The following is an 18,047-nucleotide window of genomic DNA, read 5'->3' as shown; positions in this document are numbered from 1 at the left end:
ATACGGACGGAGGTTTTGGTGACGATCGCCGATCACGAGGAACTCGACGTCACGGTCAGGGCCGTCGCCCCGGTGGGCTGCCTCGTGATCATCGACGGGCAGGGGAACGGGGAGACCGACGGGCAGACCGGCGGGGAGGTGGTCGGGCGAGAGGGCTTCGTGGACCAGGCCAAGCACCCGTCCTGGTGGACGGACGCGGCACCGCCCCAGGTCGGTGACCGGCTGCACGTCGTGGTGCTCGACGCTTCCAGGACGCCGCCCCGCCTGAGCGCGCTCACTTCCGACATCGAGATCGCCCGAAGACTGCGGAACCGCGAAGCCTGACCGCGCGGCTCGCCGCGAACCCGTGGCACCTGCGCGGCACCCTTCCGTGTGCGCGAGGATGGAGGGCATGCCGAACCGACTGGCCCATGAGACGTCCCCCTATCTTCTTCAGCACGCCGACAACCCCGTCGACTGGTGGCCCTGGTCGGCGGAGGCCTTCGCGCAGGCGCGGGAGCGGGGCGTTCCCGTGCTGCTCAGCGTGGGGTACAGCAGCTGCCACTGGTGCCACGTCATGGCCCACGAGTCCTTCGAGGACGCCGGTACGGCCGCCTTCCTGAACGAGCACTTCGTCAACGTCAAGGTCGACCGCGAGGAGCGGCCCGACATCGACGCCGTCTACATGGAGGCCGTACAGGCCGCGACCGGGCAGGGCGGCTGGCCCATGACGGTCTTCCTGACGCCCGACGCCGAGCCCTTCTACTTCGGCACGTACTTCCCGCCCGAGCCGCGGCACGGCATGCCCTCCTTCCAGCAGGTGGCCGACGGGGTCCGGCGCGCCTGGACGGACCGGCGCGACGAGGTCGCCGACGTCGCCGGGAAGATCGTGCGGGACCTCGCCGAACGGCAGCTCGCGTTCGGCTCGGACGAGCTGCCCGGCGAGGACGAGCTCGCCCAGGCGCTGCTCGGCCTGACCCGCGACTACGACGCCTCGCGCGGCGGTTTCGGCGGCGCCCCCAAGTTCCCGCCGTCCATGGTCGTCGAGTTCCTGCTGCGGCACTACGCCCGCACCGGCTCGGAGGGCGCCCTGCAGATGGCGGCCGACACCTGCGAGCGGATGGCGCGCGGCGGGATCTACGACCAGCTGGGCGGCGGTTTCGCGCGCTACTCCGTGGACCGGGAGTGGGTCGTGCCCCACTTCGAGAAGATGCTGTACGACAACGCGCTGCTCTGCCGGGTCTACGCCCACCTGTGGCGGGCCACGGGCTCGGACCTCGCCCGCCGCGTCGCGCTGGAGACGGCCGACTTCATGGTCCGCGAACTCCGTACGAACGAGGGCGGTTTCGCCTCGGCGCTCGACGCCGACAGCGAGGACGCCGCGACCGGCAAGCACGTCGAGGGCGCGTACTACGTCTGGACGCCGGAGCAGCTCCGCGAGGTGCTCGGCGACGCGGACGCCGAGCTGGCCGCCACGTACTTCGGGGTGACCGAGGAAGGGACCTTCGAGGAAGGTGCCTCCGTGCTCCAACTCCCCGCGCAGGCTGGGGTGGTGGCCGACGCCGCGCGGCTCGACTCCATCCGGGAGCGGCTGCTCGCGGCCCGCTCGCAGCGGCCCGCGCCCGGACGTGACGACAAGGTCGTCGCCGCCTGGAACGGTCTCGCCGTGGCCGCGCTCGCCGAGGTCGGCGCGTACTTCGACCGGCCTGACCTGGTGGCGGCCGCGGTCGGCGCCGGTGACCTCCTCGTGCGGCTGCACATGGACGACAGGGCACGGCTCTCCCGTACGTCCAAGGATGGTCAAGTCGGCGCTAACGCGGGCGTGTTGGAGGACTACGCCGACGTCGCCGAGGGGTTCCTCGCGCTGGCCTCCGTGACGGGGGAGGGGGTCTGGCTGGAATTCGCCGGGTTCCTGCTCGACCACGTGCTCGCCCAGTTCGTGGACGCGGAGTCCGGATCCCTGTACGACACCGCCGCGGACGCCGAGCAGCTGATCCGGCGGCCGCAGGACCCCACGGACAACGCGGTGCCGTCCGGGTGGACGGCTGCCGCGGGGGCGCTGCTCTCGTACGCCGCGCAGACCGGAGCCGAGCCGCATCGCCGCGCGGCGGAGCGGGCGCTTGGCGTGGTCAAGGGGCTCGGGCCTCGGGCGCCCCGGTTCATCGGGCATGGCCTCGCGGTGGCCGAAGCGGCGCTGGACGGTCCCCGCGAGGTCGCGGTGATCGGACCGGTCGGTGGGGAGCTGCACCGCACCGCGCTCCTTGGGACGGCGCCGGGGGCTGTCGTCGCTGTCGGCCCTGCGGGCGGCGGCGAGTTTCCGCTGCTCGCGGGGAGGGAGCGGCCTGCGGCCTACGTCTGCCGGCGGTTCGTCTGCGACGCGCCTACCACTGACGCGGGGGAGCTGGCGGCGAAGCTTTCGGGCTGAGGGCCGGGGTTCTTTTCCCCCACCCCGCCCCTTCCCGAAACTCGCTGCGCGAGGGCCTCCTCAATCGCCGGAGAGGCTGAAAGATTCAGCCTCTCCGGCGATTGAGGAGCGGGGTCTGGGGCGGAGCCCCAGGTAGGCCCGGGGCGCAGGCACGGTTTTAGGGAAGGGGCGGGGTCGGGGAAAATTCCTGCACCGCCCCCGCCACAATCCCCTCCAGCCGGTCATGATGCGCTCCCCGCCAGTACACCCGCCCGCACTCCCCGCACTCCGCGAACACGTCGTACGACCCCCGCGTGCCGCCCTCCAGGCGATCCGCCACATCCTCCTTGGTCGCCGCCCGCAGGGAGCCGTTGCAGGCCGTGCACCGGGTCCACGGGGCCAGCGCGGGGGCGAACCGGCCCAGCACATCGCGGAGTTGTTCGTCCGGCGCGTCGCTGTAGACGTACGCCCCGGCCCACAGCTCACGGCGTCGCAGCAGACCCCGGTCCCGGCTGAGCAGCACCCGCCGTTCCGCGGCCGAGCGCGTGGCGAGGGCGGGGTCGCCGATGTCCGTGCTCTCGTACGCCGCGTCGACGCCAAGGAGGCGCAACCGGCGGGCCAGCGTGCCGAGATGGACGTCGAGGAGGAAGCGGAGAGGGGCGCCCGGCACGGGCTGGGGGCGGGGCACGGCGCGGACCTCCACCGACTCGTCCGCCGACGGGATGTGCGAGACCGGGACCTCGGCGCCGTCCACGACGAGCGAGCCGACCTCCGTCAGCGGCACCCCGAGCGACTCGACGACGTGCCCGAGCGTGGACACGCCGTCCGTAACTGCCGTGGTGGGCCCGCCCCTTCGCCCGTGCGGAACGAAAAGCCCCAGCTCGGGGGCGAAGTGGACGAGGATCTCCGGACCATTCATGCGGTCAGGATGGCATGGGGGAGCAGTGGCGGCCGGGGAATTTCCGCGGGCCGCCGGGACCGGTCCAGCATCTGCGCCAGGCACCGGCGTCAGGCCTGGGGCGCGCCCGTCCCGAAGCCCGTGGTGGTCAGCATGGACAGGGCGCGGTCCACCAGCTCGCCCAGGTCGTCCTCGTGGCCGTGCTCCGCCCAGTACGCGGCCGTCTCCGTGAGCGCGGCGATGAGGCCCATCGCGAAGACCCGGACCTCCAGCTCCCCGGGGTCGCGGCCCGCGCGTTCCGCGATGACGCGGCACAGCATCCGGCCGGTGACCGACATGCTCTCCAGGAGCCGGGAGCGCACGGCGGGCACCTCGATCATCAGGCGCGTGCGGAGGCGTGAGACCTCCGGCTCCTCGGTGAAGCCGAGACTCACCGCCCTGCGCAGCACATGCCGCAGGGACTCCACGATCGGCTCGTCCACGGGGCGTGCCCGCAGCTCGTCCTCCAGGAGCGGGTCGTACTCGTCGGTGAGGACGATGTCCTCCTTGGTCGGGAAGTAGCGGAAGACGGTCGACGCCGACACCTCCGCGGCCTCCGCGATCTGCTCGACCGTCGTCGCGTCGTACCCCTGCTCGTCGATCAGCCGGTATGTGGCCTCACGGATCGCGATGCGCGTCTTGAGCTTCTTCCGTTCGCGAAGTCCCAGCTGGGAGCCCTGCGAGGGAGCGGTGATGCGTGCGGCCGTCATGGCGCTCATTGTCGGGCATCCTCCGGTTCCCGTGCCATGTCGGTGTCGTCCGGCGGAGGGGGAACCTTCGGCAGCAGCGCCGCGACGAGCAGCGCGGTGACCAGCGCCGCGACGCCACTGACGAGGAGGACGGTCACCATGCCGTCGATGTACGCCCCGTCGGCGGAGTCGGCAAGGCGCGACACCCCGAGCCGTTCGGCGACCGCGTGGGCGGCCACCACCGACTCGCCCGCGGTGTCCGCCGCCGCGTCCGGGATCTTGCCGGTGTCGAGGCGGTCGGCGTAGACACCGGCGAGGAGCGAGCCGAGCAGGGCGATCCCGATGGCGCTGCTCACCTGACGCACGGTCATCATGAGGCCGGTGCCGGATCCCGCCCGCTCCACGGGGAGCGCCCCGAGGGCCGAGTCCATGGCGGGCACGACGCCGAAGCCGAAGCCGATGCCGGCGATCGTGAGCCACAGCGCGGTGAAGCCGTAGCCGGAGTCGACCGTCGTACGGCTGCCGAGAATCGCCGCGAAGGCGAGCACGACGAGCCCGGCGCTGATCACCGCACGCGGGCCGAAGCGGCGTACGAGAGGCTCCGCACCCTTCGCCGCGATGATGAGGCCGCCCATCATCGGCAGCATCCGCAGACCGGTGCCGAAGGCGTCATGGCCGAGCACCGCCTGCAGATACTGCGGAAGGACGAACATCAGGCCCGACAGGACGAACATGACGAGCGTCGCCGCGATCGTGTTGAGCAGGAAGCCGCGGTTGCGCAGCAGCGACATGTCGAGCATCGGGCGCGGCATCTTCCGCTCCCGCAGGACGAGCGCGGCGATCAGGACGGCCGCGCCCGTGAACAGGCCGAGGATCAGCGGGTCGCCCCAGCCCCGTACGGGGGCCTCGATGATCGCGTAGATGAGCGCGCCGAGCCCGGCCGCGGTGAGCGCGGTGGAGGCGACGTCGACCTTCGGGGACGACGGGTCGGTCGTCTCCGGCAGCAGGAAGACGCAGGCCGTGATGCCGATCGCGACCATCGGGACGTTGATCAGGAAGATCGAGCCCCACCAGAAGTGGTCCAGGAGCCAGCCGCCCACGATCGGTCCGAGCGGCGCGCCGAGCGCGGAGGCCGCCGCGACGATGCCGACGGCCTTGGTCCGCTCGCCGGGGGCGAAGAGCGCGGGCAGCACGGCCATGGCGAGGGGCATGACGAGCGCGCCGCCCAGGCCCATGAACGCCCGCGCCACGACGACCAGCTCGACGGAGTCGACGAGGGTGCCGATCAGCGAGCCCACCAGGAAGATCCCGAGCCCGGTGATCAGCATCCTGCGGCGTCCGAACCGGTCGCCGAGGAGTCCGGCCGGAAGCATCAGGGCCGCGAACACGATGACGTACGCATCCGCCATCCACTGTTGCTCGCCCGTACTCGCGTCCAGCTGCGCGGCCATCGTCGGCAGGGCGACGTTGAGGATCGTCATGTCGAAACCGAGCACGAGCATGCTCGCGACCAGGGCGGCGAGCGCCCACCAGCGGCGTGGGTCCTGCCGTTGCGCGGCAGACGAGCTTTTGACGGTGGCCATAAAATGAGAGTAGCTGTCAAAAGGTGGTAACCGTCAATATGTGGGGCAGTCCGCTGTCCGCGCACGCAAAAAGGCCGCGGCTCGAAAGCCGCGGCCATGAAGAGAAAGGGGGGCGCTTATCCGTGCTGGTACGCCACCATCGAGATGCCCACGTAGTGCACCGCGAACGCGGCCAGCGTGAGGGAGTGGAAGACCTCGTGGAAGCCGAAGAACCGCGGGGAGGGGTTGGGGCGCTTGATGCCGTAGATCACGCCGCCCGCGCTGTAGAGCAGGCCGCCCACGATCACCAGGACCAGGACGGCGATGCCGCCCGCCCGCATGAAGTCGGGCAGGAAGAAGACCGCGGCCCAGCCCATCGCGATGTAGCACGGGGTGTAGAGCCAGCGCGGCGCGCCGACCCAGAACACCCGGAAGAGGATGCCGGCCACTGCCGCGCCCCACACGCCCCAGAGGAGCCACTGCCCCTTCGAGCCGGGCAGGAGCAGCATCGTCAGCGGGGTGTACGTGCCCGCGATGATCAGGAAGATGTTGGCGTGGTCGAGTCTGCGCAGCACGCCGTCGGCGCGCGGACTCCAGGTGCCCCGGTGGTAGATCGCGCTCACTCCGAAGAGCAGGCAGGCCGACAGGACATAGATCCCGCAGGCGATCCGTGCACGCGTGGAGTCCGTGAGCGCCAGAAGTGCGATGCCCGAGACGAGCACGGCGGGGAACATTCCCGCGTGCAGCCAGCCGCGCATCTTCGGCTTCACTTCTTCGAGATCGGGAAGCGGCAGGGCGTCGAGCACGGACGAGGAGCTGGAGGCCGAGTCGGGGCTGGAGGCCGAGCCTGAGGCCGAGTCGGAGCCTGAGGCCGAACCGCGGCTGGTGTCCTGGTTGTTCGTGATCGCGTCAGGGACGGGAGCGGTCATATCGGCATCGTACCTACGCAACCGTAAGTTAGGCATCAGTCATGGGGAACCGCGACGCACAAGTGGCGATGCTCACGGTGATACCCGAGCGTACAAGTGACGGATTCGTGGCCGGTAGGCCGACCTGGTGAGTGGCGATCCTCACGCCGCTCACTTGTGAGGCCCTCTGGACATATGCGCGGATGCGTCGGATGATCAAATGAGTGCGGTCGGCACCGGATGAGCGCCAGAGGGAACACCACGTGAAGCGTCCGGGTCGCAGCCCCCACGGGGCAACAAACCTATAAACCCCTCGTATAGGAGCAATCGTGGCGCGCGACATCGCGGCTCCCCTTCTCGCAGAGCCCCTGGGCACTGTCCCCACCAACCACCGGGAGCTCGTCTCCTGGGTGAACGAGATCGCCGAACTGACGCAGCCGGACAGCGTGGTCTGGTGCGACGGATCCGAAGCCGAGTACGAGCGCCTGTGCGAGGAGCTCGTCGCCAAGGGCACGTTCAAGAAGCTCGACCCGATCAAGCGCCCCAACTCGTACTACGCGGCCTCCGACCCGACCGACGTCGCGCGCGTCGAGGACCGCACCTTCATCTGCTCCGAGAAGGAGCAGGACGCGGGCCCGACCAACCACTGGAAGGCCCCCGCCGAGATGCGGGAGATCTTCCAGGGCTCGGGCGGCGAGGGCGGTGTCTTCCGCGGCTCGATGCGCGGTCGCACGATGTACGTCGTGCCGTTCTGCATGGGGCCGGTCGGCTCACCGCTGTCCGCCATCGGTGTGGAGATCACCGACTCCGCGTACGTCGCCGTCTCCATGCGCACCATGACCCGCATGGGTCAGGCCGTCCTGGACGAGCTCGGCGACGACGGCTTCTTCGTGAAGGCCGTCCACACGCTCGGCGCACCGCTGGAGGCGGGCGAGGCCGACGTGCCGTGGCCCTGCAACTCCACGAAGTACATCTCGCACTTCCCCGAGGACCGCGAGATCTGGTCGTTCGGCTCGGGCTACGGCGGCAACGCCCTGCTCGGCAAGAAGTGCTACGCCCTGCGCATCGCCTCCGTCATGGCGCGCGACGAGGGCTGGCTGGCCGAGCACATGCTGATCCTCAAGCTCACGCCCCCGCAGGGAGAGTCGAAGTACGTCGCGGCCGCGTTCCCGAGCGCCTGCGGCAAGACCAACCTCGCCATGCTGGAACCGACGGTCCGTGGCTGGACGGTCGAGACCATCGGCGACGACATCGCCTGGATGCGCTTCGGCGAGGACGGCCGGCTCTACGCGATCAACCCCGAGGCCGGTTTCTTCGGCGTCGCGCCCGGCACCGGCGAGCACACCAACGCCAACGCCATGAAGACCCTGTGGGGCAACTCGGTCTTCACGAACGTCGCGCTCACCGACGACAACGACGTCTGGTGGGAGGGCATGACGGAGGAGACTCCCGCCCACCTCACCGACTGGAAGGGCAACGACTGGACCCCCGAATCGGGCGTCCCGGCCGCCCACCCGAACGCCCGCTTCACCACGCCCGCCTCGCAGTGCCCGATCATCGCGCCCGAGTGGGAGGACCCCAAGGGCGTGCCGATCTCGGCGATCCTCTTCGGCGGCCGTCGGGCCAGCGCGGTGCCGCTGGTCACGGAGTCCTTCAACTGGCAGCACGGCGTCTTCCTCGGCGCGAACGTGGCCAGCGAGAAGACCGCCGCGGCCGAGGGCAAGGTGGGCGAGCTGCGTCGCGACCCCTTCGCGATGCTGCCGTTCTGCGGCTACAACATGGGCGACTACATGGCCCACTGGGTCAAGGTCGGTGCGGACAAGCCCGACCAGTCCAAGCTGCCGAAGATCTACTACGTGAACTGGTTCCGGAAGAACGCCGACGGCAAGTTCGTGTGGCCCGGCTTCGGCGAGAACTCCCGCGTCCTGAAGTGGATCGTGGACCGCCTCGACGGCAAGGCGGAGGGCGTCGAAACGCCCATCGGCATCCTGCCGACGGTCGACTCGCTGGACACCGAGGGCCTCGACCTGGCCAAGGATGACCTGGAGTTTCTGCTCACGGTCGACAAGGAGGTCTGGCGCGACGAGGCCTCGCTGGTCCCCGAGCACCTGAACACCTTCGGCGACCACACGCCCAAGGAACTGTGGGACGAGTACCGCGCCCTGGTGCAGCGTCTCGGCTAGACGTACGGCGCATTCCGGATGAGCCCCGCACAACGGCGTGCGGGGCTCATCCGCGTGTACGTGCGGGGCTCATCCGGAATGCGTGCGGGCTCATCCGCGTATATCCGCATCTCGCATACGCCGCCTTCACATGCCCCTCACATGTTTCAATGACCCCACACGGGGGGCCGCTGATCGTCGCGCGCCCCAATCAAGCCTGTGGGGGGCCAAGTTGAAGAAATCTCAGCGGTTAAGACGCGTGACGGGCGCCGCGCTCGCGGTGCTCCTCGGTTCGGCCGGTCTGGTCGCCCTCGGGACACCCGCCGCGTACGCCGCCACTCCGTCGGACGAGGTGGCGAAGCTGCCGTTCACCTCGTTCGGGGCGATGGTCGTGGACGACGCGCACGAGCGGGTCTACGTCACCGACGGGAACAAGAACAACAGTGGGGCGAGCTCCGTCCACGTCTACAACTTCGAGGGACAGCGCGTCGGTTCGCTCGCCACCGATCAGCCGGCGTCCGGCATGGCGCTCAGCGCGGACGGCGCGACCCTGCACGTGTCGCAGTCCAACCGCATCCTGGCGTTCGACACGGCGACCCAGACGAGGACCGGCGCCGCGAGCACGCCGTACGACACCCCCTGCGGCCGCGAGGTGGCCGTCGCGGGCGGCAAGACGTGGTTCACGGAGACCCCGTACACCGGCGGCTCGTACTGCGACAGGCCGGACAACAACGCCCTGCTGTACCAGGTGAAGGACGCCTCGTACGTCAACACCGGCTGGAACAGCGAGGGTCGGCTGAAGATCGAGTCGGGACCCGGGGCCCCGGACCGGCTCATCATGGGGCAGTCGGGCGCGGGCAACGCGGCCAACGCGTTCGTCGCCACCTTCGACGCGAGCGGCGCCAATCTGGTGCGCGGCCCGCAGCGGCGCTTCGCGGACGCCGAGGGCAAGGGCGCGCTCGACCTGAGGGACATCGCCCAGAGCGCCGACGGCAAGCGGATCGCCGTCGCCGACGCGGCGTACGGAACCCGGCTGCTCGACGCCTCCGACCTGGCGGACGCCCCGGTCGGCTACCAGCCGCTGCCCGAGGGTGCGACGGCCTCGGCGGTGGCGTTCAGCGGCGACGGAAAGTATGTGGCGCGCGGCGCGGTCGCCTCCGGCAGCGTCTCCGACCTGCTGATCCAGCCCGCCGACCCGGCGGACGGCACCACGCCGATGGAGTTCGCCTTCGAGGGGGAGCTCGACGGCTCGCGGGTCGTGCCGCGCGGCCTCGACTGGTCCAAGGACGGCTCGCGGCTCTTCGCGGTCACCACGGACGGCTACGGCCACTGGCTGCACGTCATCAAGCCCCCGGCCGCCCAGTACGACTCGCGCTTCTCGGGCACCCTGAGCACCACACCGTCGACGCCCGTCGTCGGTGAACCGCTCGGTATCCGCGGCAAGCTGGAGCTGGACGGGCCCGCGCCCGCGGAGCCGGTGAAGGTGGAGGCGGTCCGCAAGGACACGGACGGCACGACGGAGGTGGCACCTGCCAGGGTCGCCGCCGACGGCAGCTTCACCGTCCTCGACGTACCGGACCGGCTCGGCGAGGCGACGTACACGCTGCGGTTCCTCGGTGATGTCACGCACCGCCCCGCCGAGGACGTCACGCTCACCGTCGACGTGGCGAAGGCGCCGACCTCGATCGCGCTGACGGCGCCCGCGGAGGCGACCCGCGCGGGTGGCGTCGAGATCACCGGGAAGCTGACCGGGCAGGGGCGCTCGCTGCCGTCCGGGATCGCCCTGAAGGTGACGCGGACCGACCGCTTCGGCACGACGGGCGAGCTGACGTCCGCGTCGGTCGCGGCCGACGGCACGTTCAAGGTCAGGGACCTGCCCAACAAGCGGGGCAAGACCGTCTACGCCGTCAGCTACGAGGGCGATGCCCTGCACTCGGGCTCGTCGGCCGAGGCGACGGTACGGGTGACCGGCTAGCCGGGTAGGTGGCGCCCCGACGGGTAGCGCCCCGTAGGGGCGCGGGGAACTGCGCGCTCAGCCACGAAGCACCCGCAGCCGCGCAAGCGGTATCCGCGGCTACTCAGTGGGCGCCCACCAGCCGGGCAGCACTTTCGTGGGCGTCCATGCGTCGCGCGGCGAGAATCGCGGCGGCGGTGTCCGCACGGGACGCGGCCACGACAAGCGCGCGCCCCGCAAGGGCGTGGGCACGCTGATGCAGAGCGGTGAGATGCGGCTCGTGGATGGCGGACACCACCGCCGAGCGGACGGGCGCAAGCCCCCGAAGCCGGGTGACCTCACGGGTCAACTCATCGGCGGCGGCGTCCAGTTCGGCCGAGGGCGCGACCCCGCGCAGCTCGTCCGTGACGGCGAGGAGCGCCGCCAGATGCGCGGCGAGCTGGATGTCCAGCTCCTCCTCGCGGGAGCGGTGCGGGAAGTCGCCCGGGTCGGCCATGGCATGGACCGACTTGGTGCGGATCGGCTCGTACATGGGATGGCCTCCTGGCGGGTAGCTTGAAAGCCATCCTACATTAGATTCTGTCTAAAGTTGAGTCGGGTAGCTCTCCGGAGCCGGTGCGGCGCTAGGGCTGGCTGTAGCCGTCGAGGAAGTTGCCGATACGGGTCACGGCCTCGGTCAGGTCCGTCGCCGTGGGCAGCGTGACGACGCGGAAGTGATCGGGCTCCGGCCAGTTGAAGCCGGTGCCGTGCACGACCATGATCTTCTCGGCCCGCAGCAGGTCGAGCACCATCTGGCGGTCGTCCTTGATCTTGAAGACCTTCGGGTCGAGCCGCGGGAAGAGATAGAGCGACCCCTTCGGCTTCACGCAGCTCACGCCGGGGATCTGCGTCAGCAGGTCGTACGCCGTGTCGCGCTGCTCCATGAGCCGCCCGCCCGGAAGTACGAGGTCGTTGATGGTCTGCCGCCCGCTGAGCGCGGCGACCACGCCGTGCTGACCCGGCATGTTCGCGCACAGGCGCATGTTGGCGAGGATCGTCAGGCCCTCGATGTACGAGGACGCGTGCGCCTTCGGGCCCGAGATGGCCACCCAGCCGACGCGGTAACCGGCCACCCGGTACGCCTTCGACATGCCGTTGAAGGTGAGGGTGAGCAGGTCGGGGGCGATGGCGGCGGTGGGGGTGTGGGTCGCGCCGTCGTAGAGGATCTTGTCGTAGATCTCATCCGAGCAGACGAGAAGATTGTGACGGCGGGCGATGTCGGTCAGGCCGCGCAGCATGTCCTCGCTGTATACGGCGCCGGTCGGGTTGTTCGGGTTGATGATCACGAGCGCCTTGGTGCGGTCGGTCACCTTGCGCTCGATGTCGGCGAGGTCCGGCATCCAGTCCGCCTGCTCGTCGCAGCGGTAGTGCACCGCCGTGCCGCCGGAGAGCGAGACCGCGGCCGTCCACAGCGGATAGTCCGGCGCCGGTACGAGGACCTCGTCGCCGTCGTCGAGCAGGCCCTGCATGGCCATGACGATGAGCTCGGAGACGCCGTTGCCGATGAAGACGTGCTCGACGTCGGTCTCGATGCCCAGGGTCTGGTTGTGCATGACGACCGCGCGGCGGGCGGCAAGGAGACCCTTCGCGTCGCCGTAACCGTGCGCGTCACCGACGTTGCGGAGGATGTCCTCGAGGATCTCCGGCGGGCACTCGAACCCGAAGGCCGCGGGGTTGCCCGTGTTGAGCTTCAGGATGCGGTGGCCCGCCGCTTCCAGCCGCATCGCCTCCTCGAGCACCGGGCCCCGGATCTCGTAACAGACGTTGGCGAGCTTCGTCGACTGGATGACCTGCATGTCCGCGAGCTTACGGGCGCGTAAGGAGAGTCGCCTCGTGTTTTGCGCCACGTCGGGCCGGGGAGGGTCTCCCGGCCGTGTGGCGAGAGGTGAACGGGCTTGTTCCGACACGCCGCTGACCCGGGAGTGTCCTCTCAGCGGTCAGTTGTGTCCGCATGCGGTCTTGTTCTCGCGGCCGAGTGCCCCAACAATGCGCATGACAAAACCGAAGCACTTCGATCGCGTAGTCAACTTCGGTCACATGGTCAACAGAGGGGACCCCCCACATGCACAAGCCTCTCGTCGTCGCGTGCTTCTCCGCCCTGCTCCTCGGGGCGACGGCGGTACCCGCGACGGCCGTCAGCGACGAACGGCCCGCCAAGGCGAAGGCGGTTGACTTCGCGGGCACGGTCGCGCTGAGCAACTGTTCCGGCTCCGTCGTCCGGGTGCCGGACTCGCAGCCGGGCGACCCGGCGCTCGTGATGTCCAACGGCCACTGCCTGGAGGCCGGCTTCCCGGCCCCCGGCGAGGTCGTCGTCGACAAGCCGTCGTCGCGCAGCTTCACCCTCCTCGACGCCGCCGGTGGCGACGCGGGGACGGTCAAGGCGAGCAAGATCGCCTACGGGACGATGACGGACACCGACCTCTCGCTCTACGAACTCACCAGCACCTACAGCGAGATCGAGAGCCAGTTCGGCATCAAGGCGCTGGAGCTGAACGCGGCACGTCCGGAGCAGGGCAAGGCGATCACCGTCGCGTCCGGCTACTGGAAGAAGATGTACAAGTGCAGCATCGACGGCTTCGCCCACCGTCTCAAGGAGGGGAACTGGACCTGGAAGGACTCGGTCCGCTACACCCCCGACTGCCAGACGATCGGCGGTACTTCGGGCTCTCCGGTGATCGATGACGCGACCGGCAAGGTCGTCGCCGTCAACAACACCGGCAACGAAAGCGGCGAGGAGTGCACGGACAACAACCCGTGCGAGGTCGACGAGAACGGCAAGGTGACGGTCCGCGAGGGCATCAACTACGCGCAGCAGACGTACGGCGTCGTGCCGTGCGTGGCACCCGGCAACAAGATCGACCTGAGCCGCGAGGGCTGCGAGCTTCCCAAGCCGTAAGGCCCGGCACCCGATCCGCGGGTCCGCGGGTCCGCGGATCACGGCGGGCTGGCCCCCACCGGGCCGGCCCGCCGAATTGTCAAGAGTTCTCACCCCTTGTCCCCATCCGAGGTACCCCCGAAGAATGCCCATGACAACCACACAGGGCACAGCTACACAGCTACAAGGGGGGCTCCACACATGAAGAAGGCTCTCGCGGGCGGTTTACTCGCCCTCACCCTCGTAGGGTTCGGCTCCGCACCGGCGGTCGCGGCTCCGGACAGCGCACCCTCGACGCGGGCGGCGGGGGAGGCCGCGAAGAAGGCCGTCGACTTCGCGGGCACGGTGGCGCTGAGCAACTGTTCGGGCTCCGTCGTCCGCGTGCCGCAGTCGAAGGCGGACGACCCCGCGCTCGTCCTCTCCAACGGCCACTGCCTGGAGAGCGGATTCCCGGCGGCGGGCGAGGTCATCGTCGACCAGCCGTCCACCCGCACCTTCAAGCTGCTCGACGCGAAGGGCGCGGAGAAGGCGACGCTCACGGCGAGCAAGATCTCGTACGCGACGATGACCGACACCGACATCTCGCTCTACCAACTCACCGCCTCCTACGCCGACATCAAGAAGAAGTACGGCATCAAGGCGCTGGAGATCGAGGACGCGCACCCGGTCAAGAAGCGGGCGATCACCGTCGTCTCCGGGTACTGGAAGAAGACGTACACCTGCAAGATCGACGGTTTCGCGTACCGCCTCAAGGAGGGGGAGTGGACCTGGAAGGACTCGGTCCGCTACACCCCCGAGTGCCAGACCATCGGCGGCACGTCAGGTTCGCCGGTGATCGACCACAAGACCGGCAAGGTCACCGCGGTCAACAACACGGGCAACGAGGACGGCGAACGCTGCACCCTCAACAACCCCTGTGAGGTGGACCGTAGGGGCAACGTGACGGTGCGCCAGGGCATCAACTACGCGCAGCAGACGTACGGGATAGTTCCGTGCGTCGGCCACGACAGCAAGATCGACCTCACCCGAAAGGGCTGCAAGCTGCCGCGCCCGTCCGCAGCCAGGAGGTAGCGGCTTCGCGGGCGGGTCAGTGGCTTCCACGGGCCCCGGTGCACTCGGCCCCCGTCCTCGCCGCTGACTAGGGCGGGGGCGGGGGCTTCGGTTGGCCGGTGGCTTCGGCTTCGCCGGGGGTGGGGGCTTCGCTGGGCCTGTGGCTTCGTTTGGACCGGGGCCATCCGGTGTCGCGAGGTTGGTGGTTCCGGGCCGGGAGTCAAGGGCGCTCCGCTGCGCTACGCGTCGGCTGCGCCGATTGCGCTGCGCTCCACCCTTGACACCCGTCCCTCCACCACGCGAGGGAAGACGACCGGACGGCCCAGGGGCGGGACTCTCGGGGACTGCTGTCACCTTCTTGGGGTTTCCGTGCCGAGTGCGGACTGGTTCGTCGGGGGGCACCCGGCAGCGGGCGGGGCGCGCGGCCGGTTCGGGGAGGGGTGAGGGTGTCGTCAAGCGGGTGCGGACTGGTTCATCGGGGGTGGCCGTTAGCGAGAGACGTGCGCGGCTCGTTCGGGAGGGGAGCCCGGTCTCATCCAGCGTCTGCAGGCCGGACTTCCGGGGTGGCCGCCAGGGGACGATGTGAGCAGCCGGTCGCGGCGGAGGAGCGCCGGGCTCGCCGGGGTCCGCACGTCGTCGCCACCACATTGCCCCGCTGCCGACGTCGAGCCCGTTCGCTCTTCGGCCGCGCCGGGGCCGGTGGGGGTCCGGCACCTATTTCGGTGACGGCGCATCGGCCAGCGCGCGCGCCCCCCAACTGCCAGAACACAACTTTGCCAAGTAGGTGCGCCTCCCCCCACCCACCACGGCACCATCACGCGGAGTGCAGAAAAGTCCCGCCAACCTCAAGCCGTACGCGTGGTGGAGCGGGATTTTCCTGCACCTGGCACTCCACCGACGCCCGAGCACACCTCCCCACCCCCGGCCGACCCGCGCACGTCTCCCCACCCCGGCCACTCCCCGCACATCCGGTCGGCAGACGCTTGACGAGACCGGGTGCACTTCCCGACCGGCCCGCGGCGCGTCTCCCCACCCCGGCCACTCCCCGCACATCCGGTCGGCAGACGCTTGACGAGACCGGGTGCACTTCCCGACCGGCCCGCGCGCGTCTCCCCACCCCGGCCCACCCCCCGACGAACCAGTCCGCACCCGCTTGACGAGACCATCCCCCCCGAACCTGCCGCGCACCCGCCCACTGCCGGCCGCCCCCGACGAACCAGTCCGCACCCGCTTGACGAAACCGGGCCCACTTCCCGACCGGCCGCGCACCGGCGGTAAGTGCGCAACCTGGCGGCCGCCCCCGACGAACCAGTCCGCACCCGGCAGGAAACCTGCACGGCCCCCAGGAGTGGTCGAGAGTCCCGCCCCTGGGCCGTCCGGTCGTCTTCCCTCGCGTGGTGGAGGGACGGGTGTCAAGGGTGGAGCGCAGCGGAATCGGCGCAGCCGACGCGTAGCGCAGCGGAGCGCCCTTGACTCCCGGCCCGGAACCACCAACCTCGCGACACCGGATGGCCCCGGCACCAACCGAAGCCCCCGGCCCCGCAAAGCCGCCCTTCGGTGACCGAAGCCCCCTACGGCGCCCGGCGGACGGAGCGGCCCGCGAGAATGTCCGTGCGGTGGCCGTCCTCCATGACGAACTTGCCGTCGATCAGGACGTGGGGGATGCCCGTCGGGAGCGTGCGGGGGGCGTCGAAGGTGGAGCCCGCTGCGACCGTCTGAGGGTCGAAGAGGACCAGGTCGGCGCGGTAGCCCTCGCGTACGACGCCTCGGTCGGAGAGGCGGAGGCGGGCCGCCGGGCGTGACGTGAGGTGGGCGACGCACTCTTCGAGGGTGAGGACGCCGAGGTCGCGTACGTAGCGGCCGAGGTACTGCGGGAACGTGCCGTACGCGCGCGGGTGCGGCTTGAAGCCCTGGAGGATGCCGTCGCTGCCGCCGGTGTGCACGGGATGCTGCATGATCGCCTGGACGTTCTCCTCGTGGCCGACGTGCTGGAGGATCGTCGAGCCGAGCTTGTCGTTGACGAGGAGGCGCCGGGCGGTGATCCAGGGCTCCTCGCCGCGCTGGGCGGCCGACTCGGCGATGGTCTTGCCCACGCAGGAGGCGAGACCGGGGTCGGAGACGCCGGAGATCTCGATCTTGTCCCACTCGATCGGTACGCCGTGACAGCCGTCGGCGCCGATGACCTCCATGTGGTGGCGGATCTTCTCGGCGGTCGCGTCGTCCTGGAGCCGGGCGAGGATCGCGTCGGGTCCGCCCTCGCTGGCCCAGCTCGGCAGCATGGCGACGAGGGTCGTGCAGCCGGGGGTGTAGGGGTAGGTGTCGAGGCTGATGTCGGCGCCGTGCGCGAGCGCGTCGTCGAGGAGCGCGAGCAGGTCGGGCGCCTTGCCCTTGTTCACGCCGAAGTTCATGGTCGCGTGCGCGAGGTGGAGGGGGCAGTTCGCGGTGCGGGTGAGGTTGACCATCTCCTCGTACGCCTGGAGGGCGCCGGCGCCGTAACTGCGGTGGTGGGGGCAGTAGTAGCCGTTGTACTGGGCCACGACCTTGCAGAGCTCGGTGAGTTCGGAGTCGTCGGCGTACATGCCGGGGGTGTAGGTGAGACCGGAGGACATCCCGACGGCGCCCTGCTCCATGCCTTCGGCGACGAGCTGCTTCATGTGCTCGACCTCGGCCGGGGTTGCCGGGCGGTCGTCCCAGCCGACCGCGTACATGCGGACGGTGCCCTGGGGGATGAGGTAGGCCGCGTTGACGGCGGTGCCCTGCCGGTCGAGGCGGTCCAGGTACTCGCCGACGGTGCGCCAGTCGAAGTCGATGTCGCTGCCGTCGCCGTTCCAGCCGGTGATGGCCTGGCGGACCTGGGCGAGGGTGCGGTCGTCGACGGGGGCGTAGCTGAGGCCGTCCTGGCCGATGACTTCCAGGGTCACGCCCTGGGCGGCCTTCGCGCTGTGGTCCGGGTCGCGGAGGAGGGCGAGGTCGCTGTGGGCGTGCATGTCGATGAAACCGGGGGCCAGCGCAAGGCCTTGGGCGTCCACCGTCTTGGCCCCGGTCAGCCGGGGGCCTTCGCCCTCCCCCTCCCTGCGGATCTCGGTGATCCGCCCCTCGTGTACGCCGACGTCGGCTCGGTACGAGGCACCTCCGGTGCCGTCGATGACGCGTGCGTCCCGGATCACCAGGTCCATGGGGGTGCCTCTCTCTTCTCTCTTCGCTTGGCTGCGGGCTGTACGTGGTGCACCCGGCCTCCGGCCGGGTTGTGTCTCCCCCACCCGCACCACCCGTGCGACTCTCGTCGCCGGCTGCGGGTGGCCCCGGCGGGGCGAACCACCGTCGGCGACTGACCCTTCGCGCGACGAGGCCCCTCACCGCCCCCGTGTGGGAGCGACGGCCCCCGCCCGCCCACCCCGCGCCGCGGGGCAATCGGGTGGGTGGGCGGGAAAGATTCCGCCGCGAAGCGGCGGTTCAGGCTCTTCGCCCGCGGACCGGCTGCGGGGCAA

At 70.2% G+C, this 18,047-nt stretch carries 13 protein-coding genes; 6 read left to right on the top strand and 7 right to left on the bottom strand.

The features are described 5' to 3' along the window. Positions 1–18 precede the first annotated feature (18 nt). Entirely contained in the window at positions 19–324 is a 306-nt protein-coding gene (locus ACZ5U5_RS18610) for a hypothetical protein (RefSeq protein WP_469022734.1), read from the top strand. A 67-nt stretch (positions 325–391) separates the two neighbouring features. After that, positions 392–2,404, top strand: a complete 2,013-nt coding sequence (locus ACZ5U5_RS18605; protein WP_469022732.1) for a thioredoxin domain-containing protein — start codon at positions 392–394, stop codon at positions 2,402–2,404. Positions 2,405–2,561: 157 nt separating this feature from the next. On the opposite strand, the gene ACZ5U5_RS18600 is transcribed toward ACZ5U5_RS18605, so the two are convergent. The 4 genes from ACZ5U5_RS18600 to trhA all read right to left on the bottom strand — a co-directional run bounded on the left by ACZ5U5_RS18600 (position 2,562) and on the right by trhA (position 6,500). After that, positions 2,562–3,302 carry a Mut7-C RNAse domain-containing protein gene (locus ACZ5U5_RS18600; protein WP_469022730.1) on the bottom strand — a complete coding sequence of 247 codons (741 nt, stop codon included), beginning with the start codon at positions 3,300–3,302 and terminating at the stop codon, positions 2,562–2,564. Between the two features lie 89 nt (positions 3,303–3,391). After that, positions 3,392–4,030 carry a TetR/AcrR family transcriptional regulator gene (locus ACZ5U5_RS18595; RefSeq protein ID WP_469022727.1) on the bottom strand — a complete coding sequence of 213 codons (639 nt, stop codon included), beginning with the start codon at positions 4,028–4,030 and terminating at the stop codon, positions 3,392–3,394. Positions 4,031–4,035: 5 nt separating this feature from the next. After that, on the bottom strand, positions 4,036–5,592 hold the full coding sequence (locus ACZ5U5_RS18590) for an MFS transporter (RefSeq protein ID WP_469022724.1): 1,557 nt from the start codon (positions 5,590–5,592) through the stop codon (positions 4,036–4,038). A 116-nt stretch (positions 5,593–5,708) separates the two neighbouring features. Beyond that, positions 5,709–6,500 (bottom strand): PAQR family membrane homeostasis protein TrhA, encoded by a 792-nt coding sequence (gene trhA, locus ACZ5U5_RS18585; protein WP_469022722.1) that lies wholly within the window; start codon positions 6,498–6,500, stop codon positions 5,709–5,711. A gap of 308 nt (positions 6,501–6,808) precedes the next feature. Here trhA and ACZ5U5_RS18580 point away from each other — a divergent pair, with 308 nt between their 5' ends. Both ACZ5U5_RS18580 and ACZ5U5_RS18575 read left to right on the top strand, forming a co-directional pair. Then, positions 6,809–8,662: a phosphoenolpyruvate carboxykinase (GTP) gene (locus tag ACZ5U5_RS18580; protein ID WP_469022720.1), complete on the top strand. Its 1,854-nt coding sequence runs from the start codon at positions 6,809–6,811 to the stop codon at positions 8,660–8,662. 238 nt (positions 8,663–8,900) lie between these two features. Then, a complete protein-coding gene (locus ACZ5U5_RS18575; protein ID WP_469022717.1) occupies positions 8,901–10,616 on the top strand; it encodes a YncE family protein in 1,716 nt (571 codons plus the stop codon). A gap of 103 nt (positions 10,617–10,719) precedes the next feature. Here ACZ5U5_RS18575 and ACZ5U5_RS18570 read toward each other — a convergent pair whose 3' ends face one another. Together ACZ5U5_RS18570 and ACZ5U5_RS18565 are read right to left on the bottom strand one after the other, a co-directional pair. Next, entirely contained in the window at positions 10,720–11,127 is a 408-nt protein-coding gene (locus ACZ5U5_RS18570; RefSeq protein WP_469022715.1) for an SCO4983 family protein, read from the bottom strand. Between the two features lie 91 nt (positions 11,128–11,218). After that, entirely contained in the window at positions 11,219–12,430 is a 1,212-nt protein-coding gene (locus tag ACZ5U5_RS18565) for a pyridoxal phosphate-dependent aminotransferase (protein WP_469022713.1), read from the bottom strand. Between the two features lie 266 nt (positions 12,431–12,696). Here ACZ5U5_RS18565 and ACZ5U5_RS18560 point away from each other — a divergent pair, with 266 nt between their 5' ends. Beyond that, positions 12,697–13,530, top strand: a complete 834-nt coding sequence (locus ACZ5U5_RS18560; RefSeq protein WP_469022710.1) for a S1 family peptidase — start codon at positions 12,697–12,699, stop codon at positions 13,528–13,530. Between the two features lie 180 nt (positions 13,531–13,710). After that, positions 13,711–14,580 carry a trypsin-like peptidase domain-containing protein gene (locus ACZ5U5_RS18555; RefSeq protein WP_469022708.1) on the top strand — a complete coding sequence of 290 codons (870 nt, stop codon included), beginning with the start codon at positions 13,711–13,713 and terminating at the stop codon, positions 14,578–14,580. 1,550 nt (positions 14,581–16,130) lie between these two features. Here the strand turns inward: ACZ5U5_RS18555 and ACZ5U5_RS18550 are convergent. Then, positions 16,131–17,735, bottom strand: coding sequence for an N-acyl-D-amino-acid deacylase family protein (locus ACZ5U5_RS18550; RefSeq protein ID WP_469022705.1), 1,605 nt, complete (start codon positions 17,733–17,735; stop codon positions 16,131–16,133). Between the last annotated feature and the right edge of the window lie 312 nt (positions 17,736–18,047).

It is taken from the genome of Streptomyces sp. NPDC033177, assembly GCF_055577715.1.
The sequence above is the reverse complement of the archived record's forward strand: the minus strand, read 5'-3'. Positions and strand labels throughout refer to the sequence as shown.

Excerpts from the sequence above, each read along its gene's own strand:
- ACZ5U5_RS18605 (WP_469022732.1), top strand. The coding sequence starts at position 392 with ATGCCGAACCGACTGGCCCATGAGACGTCCCCCTATCTTCTTCAGCAC.
- ACZ5U5_RS18595 (WP_469022727.1), bottom strand. The coding sequence starts at position 4,030 with ATGACGGCCGCACGCATCACCGCTCCCTCGCAGGGCTCCCAGCTGGGA.
- ACZ5U5_RS18550 (WP_469022705.1), bottom strand. The coding sequence starts at position 17,735 with ATGGACCTGGTGATCCGGGACGCACGCGTCATCGACGGCACCGGAGGT.
- ACZ5U5_RS18570 (WP_469022715.1), bottom strand. The coding sequence starts at position 11,127 with ATGTACGAGCCGATCCGCACCAAGTCGGTCCATGCCATGGCCGACCCG.
- ACZ5U5_RS18600 (WP_469022730.1), bottom strand. The coding sequence starts at position 3,302 with ATGAATGGTCCGGAGATCCTCGTCCACTTCGCCCCCGAGCTGGGGCTT.
- trhA (WP_469022722.1), bottom strand. The coding sequence starts at position 6,500 with ATGACCGCTCCCGTCCCTGACGCGATCACGAACAACCAGGACACCAGC.
- ACZ5U5_RS18555 (WP_469022708.1), top strand. The coding sequence starts at position 13,711 with ATGAAGAAGGCTCTCGCGGGCGGTTTACTCGCCCTCACCCTCGTAGGG.
- ACZ5U5_RS18560 (WP_469022710.1), top strand. The coding sequence starts at position 12,697 with ATGCACAAGCCTCTCGTCGTCGCGTGCTTCTCCGCCCTGCTCCTCGGG.
- ACZ5U5_RS18565 (WP_469022713.1), bottom strand. The coding sequence starts at position 12,430 with ATGCAGGTCATCCAGTCGACGAAGCTCGCCAACGTCTGTTACGAGATC.
- ACZ5U5_RS18590 (WP_469022724.1), bottom strand. The coding sequence starts at position 5,592 with ATGGCCACCGTCAAAAGCTCGTCTGCCGCGCAACGGCAGGACCCACGC.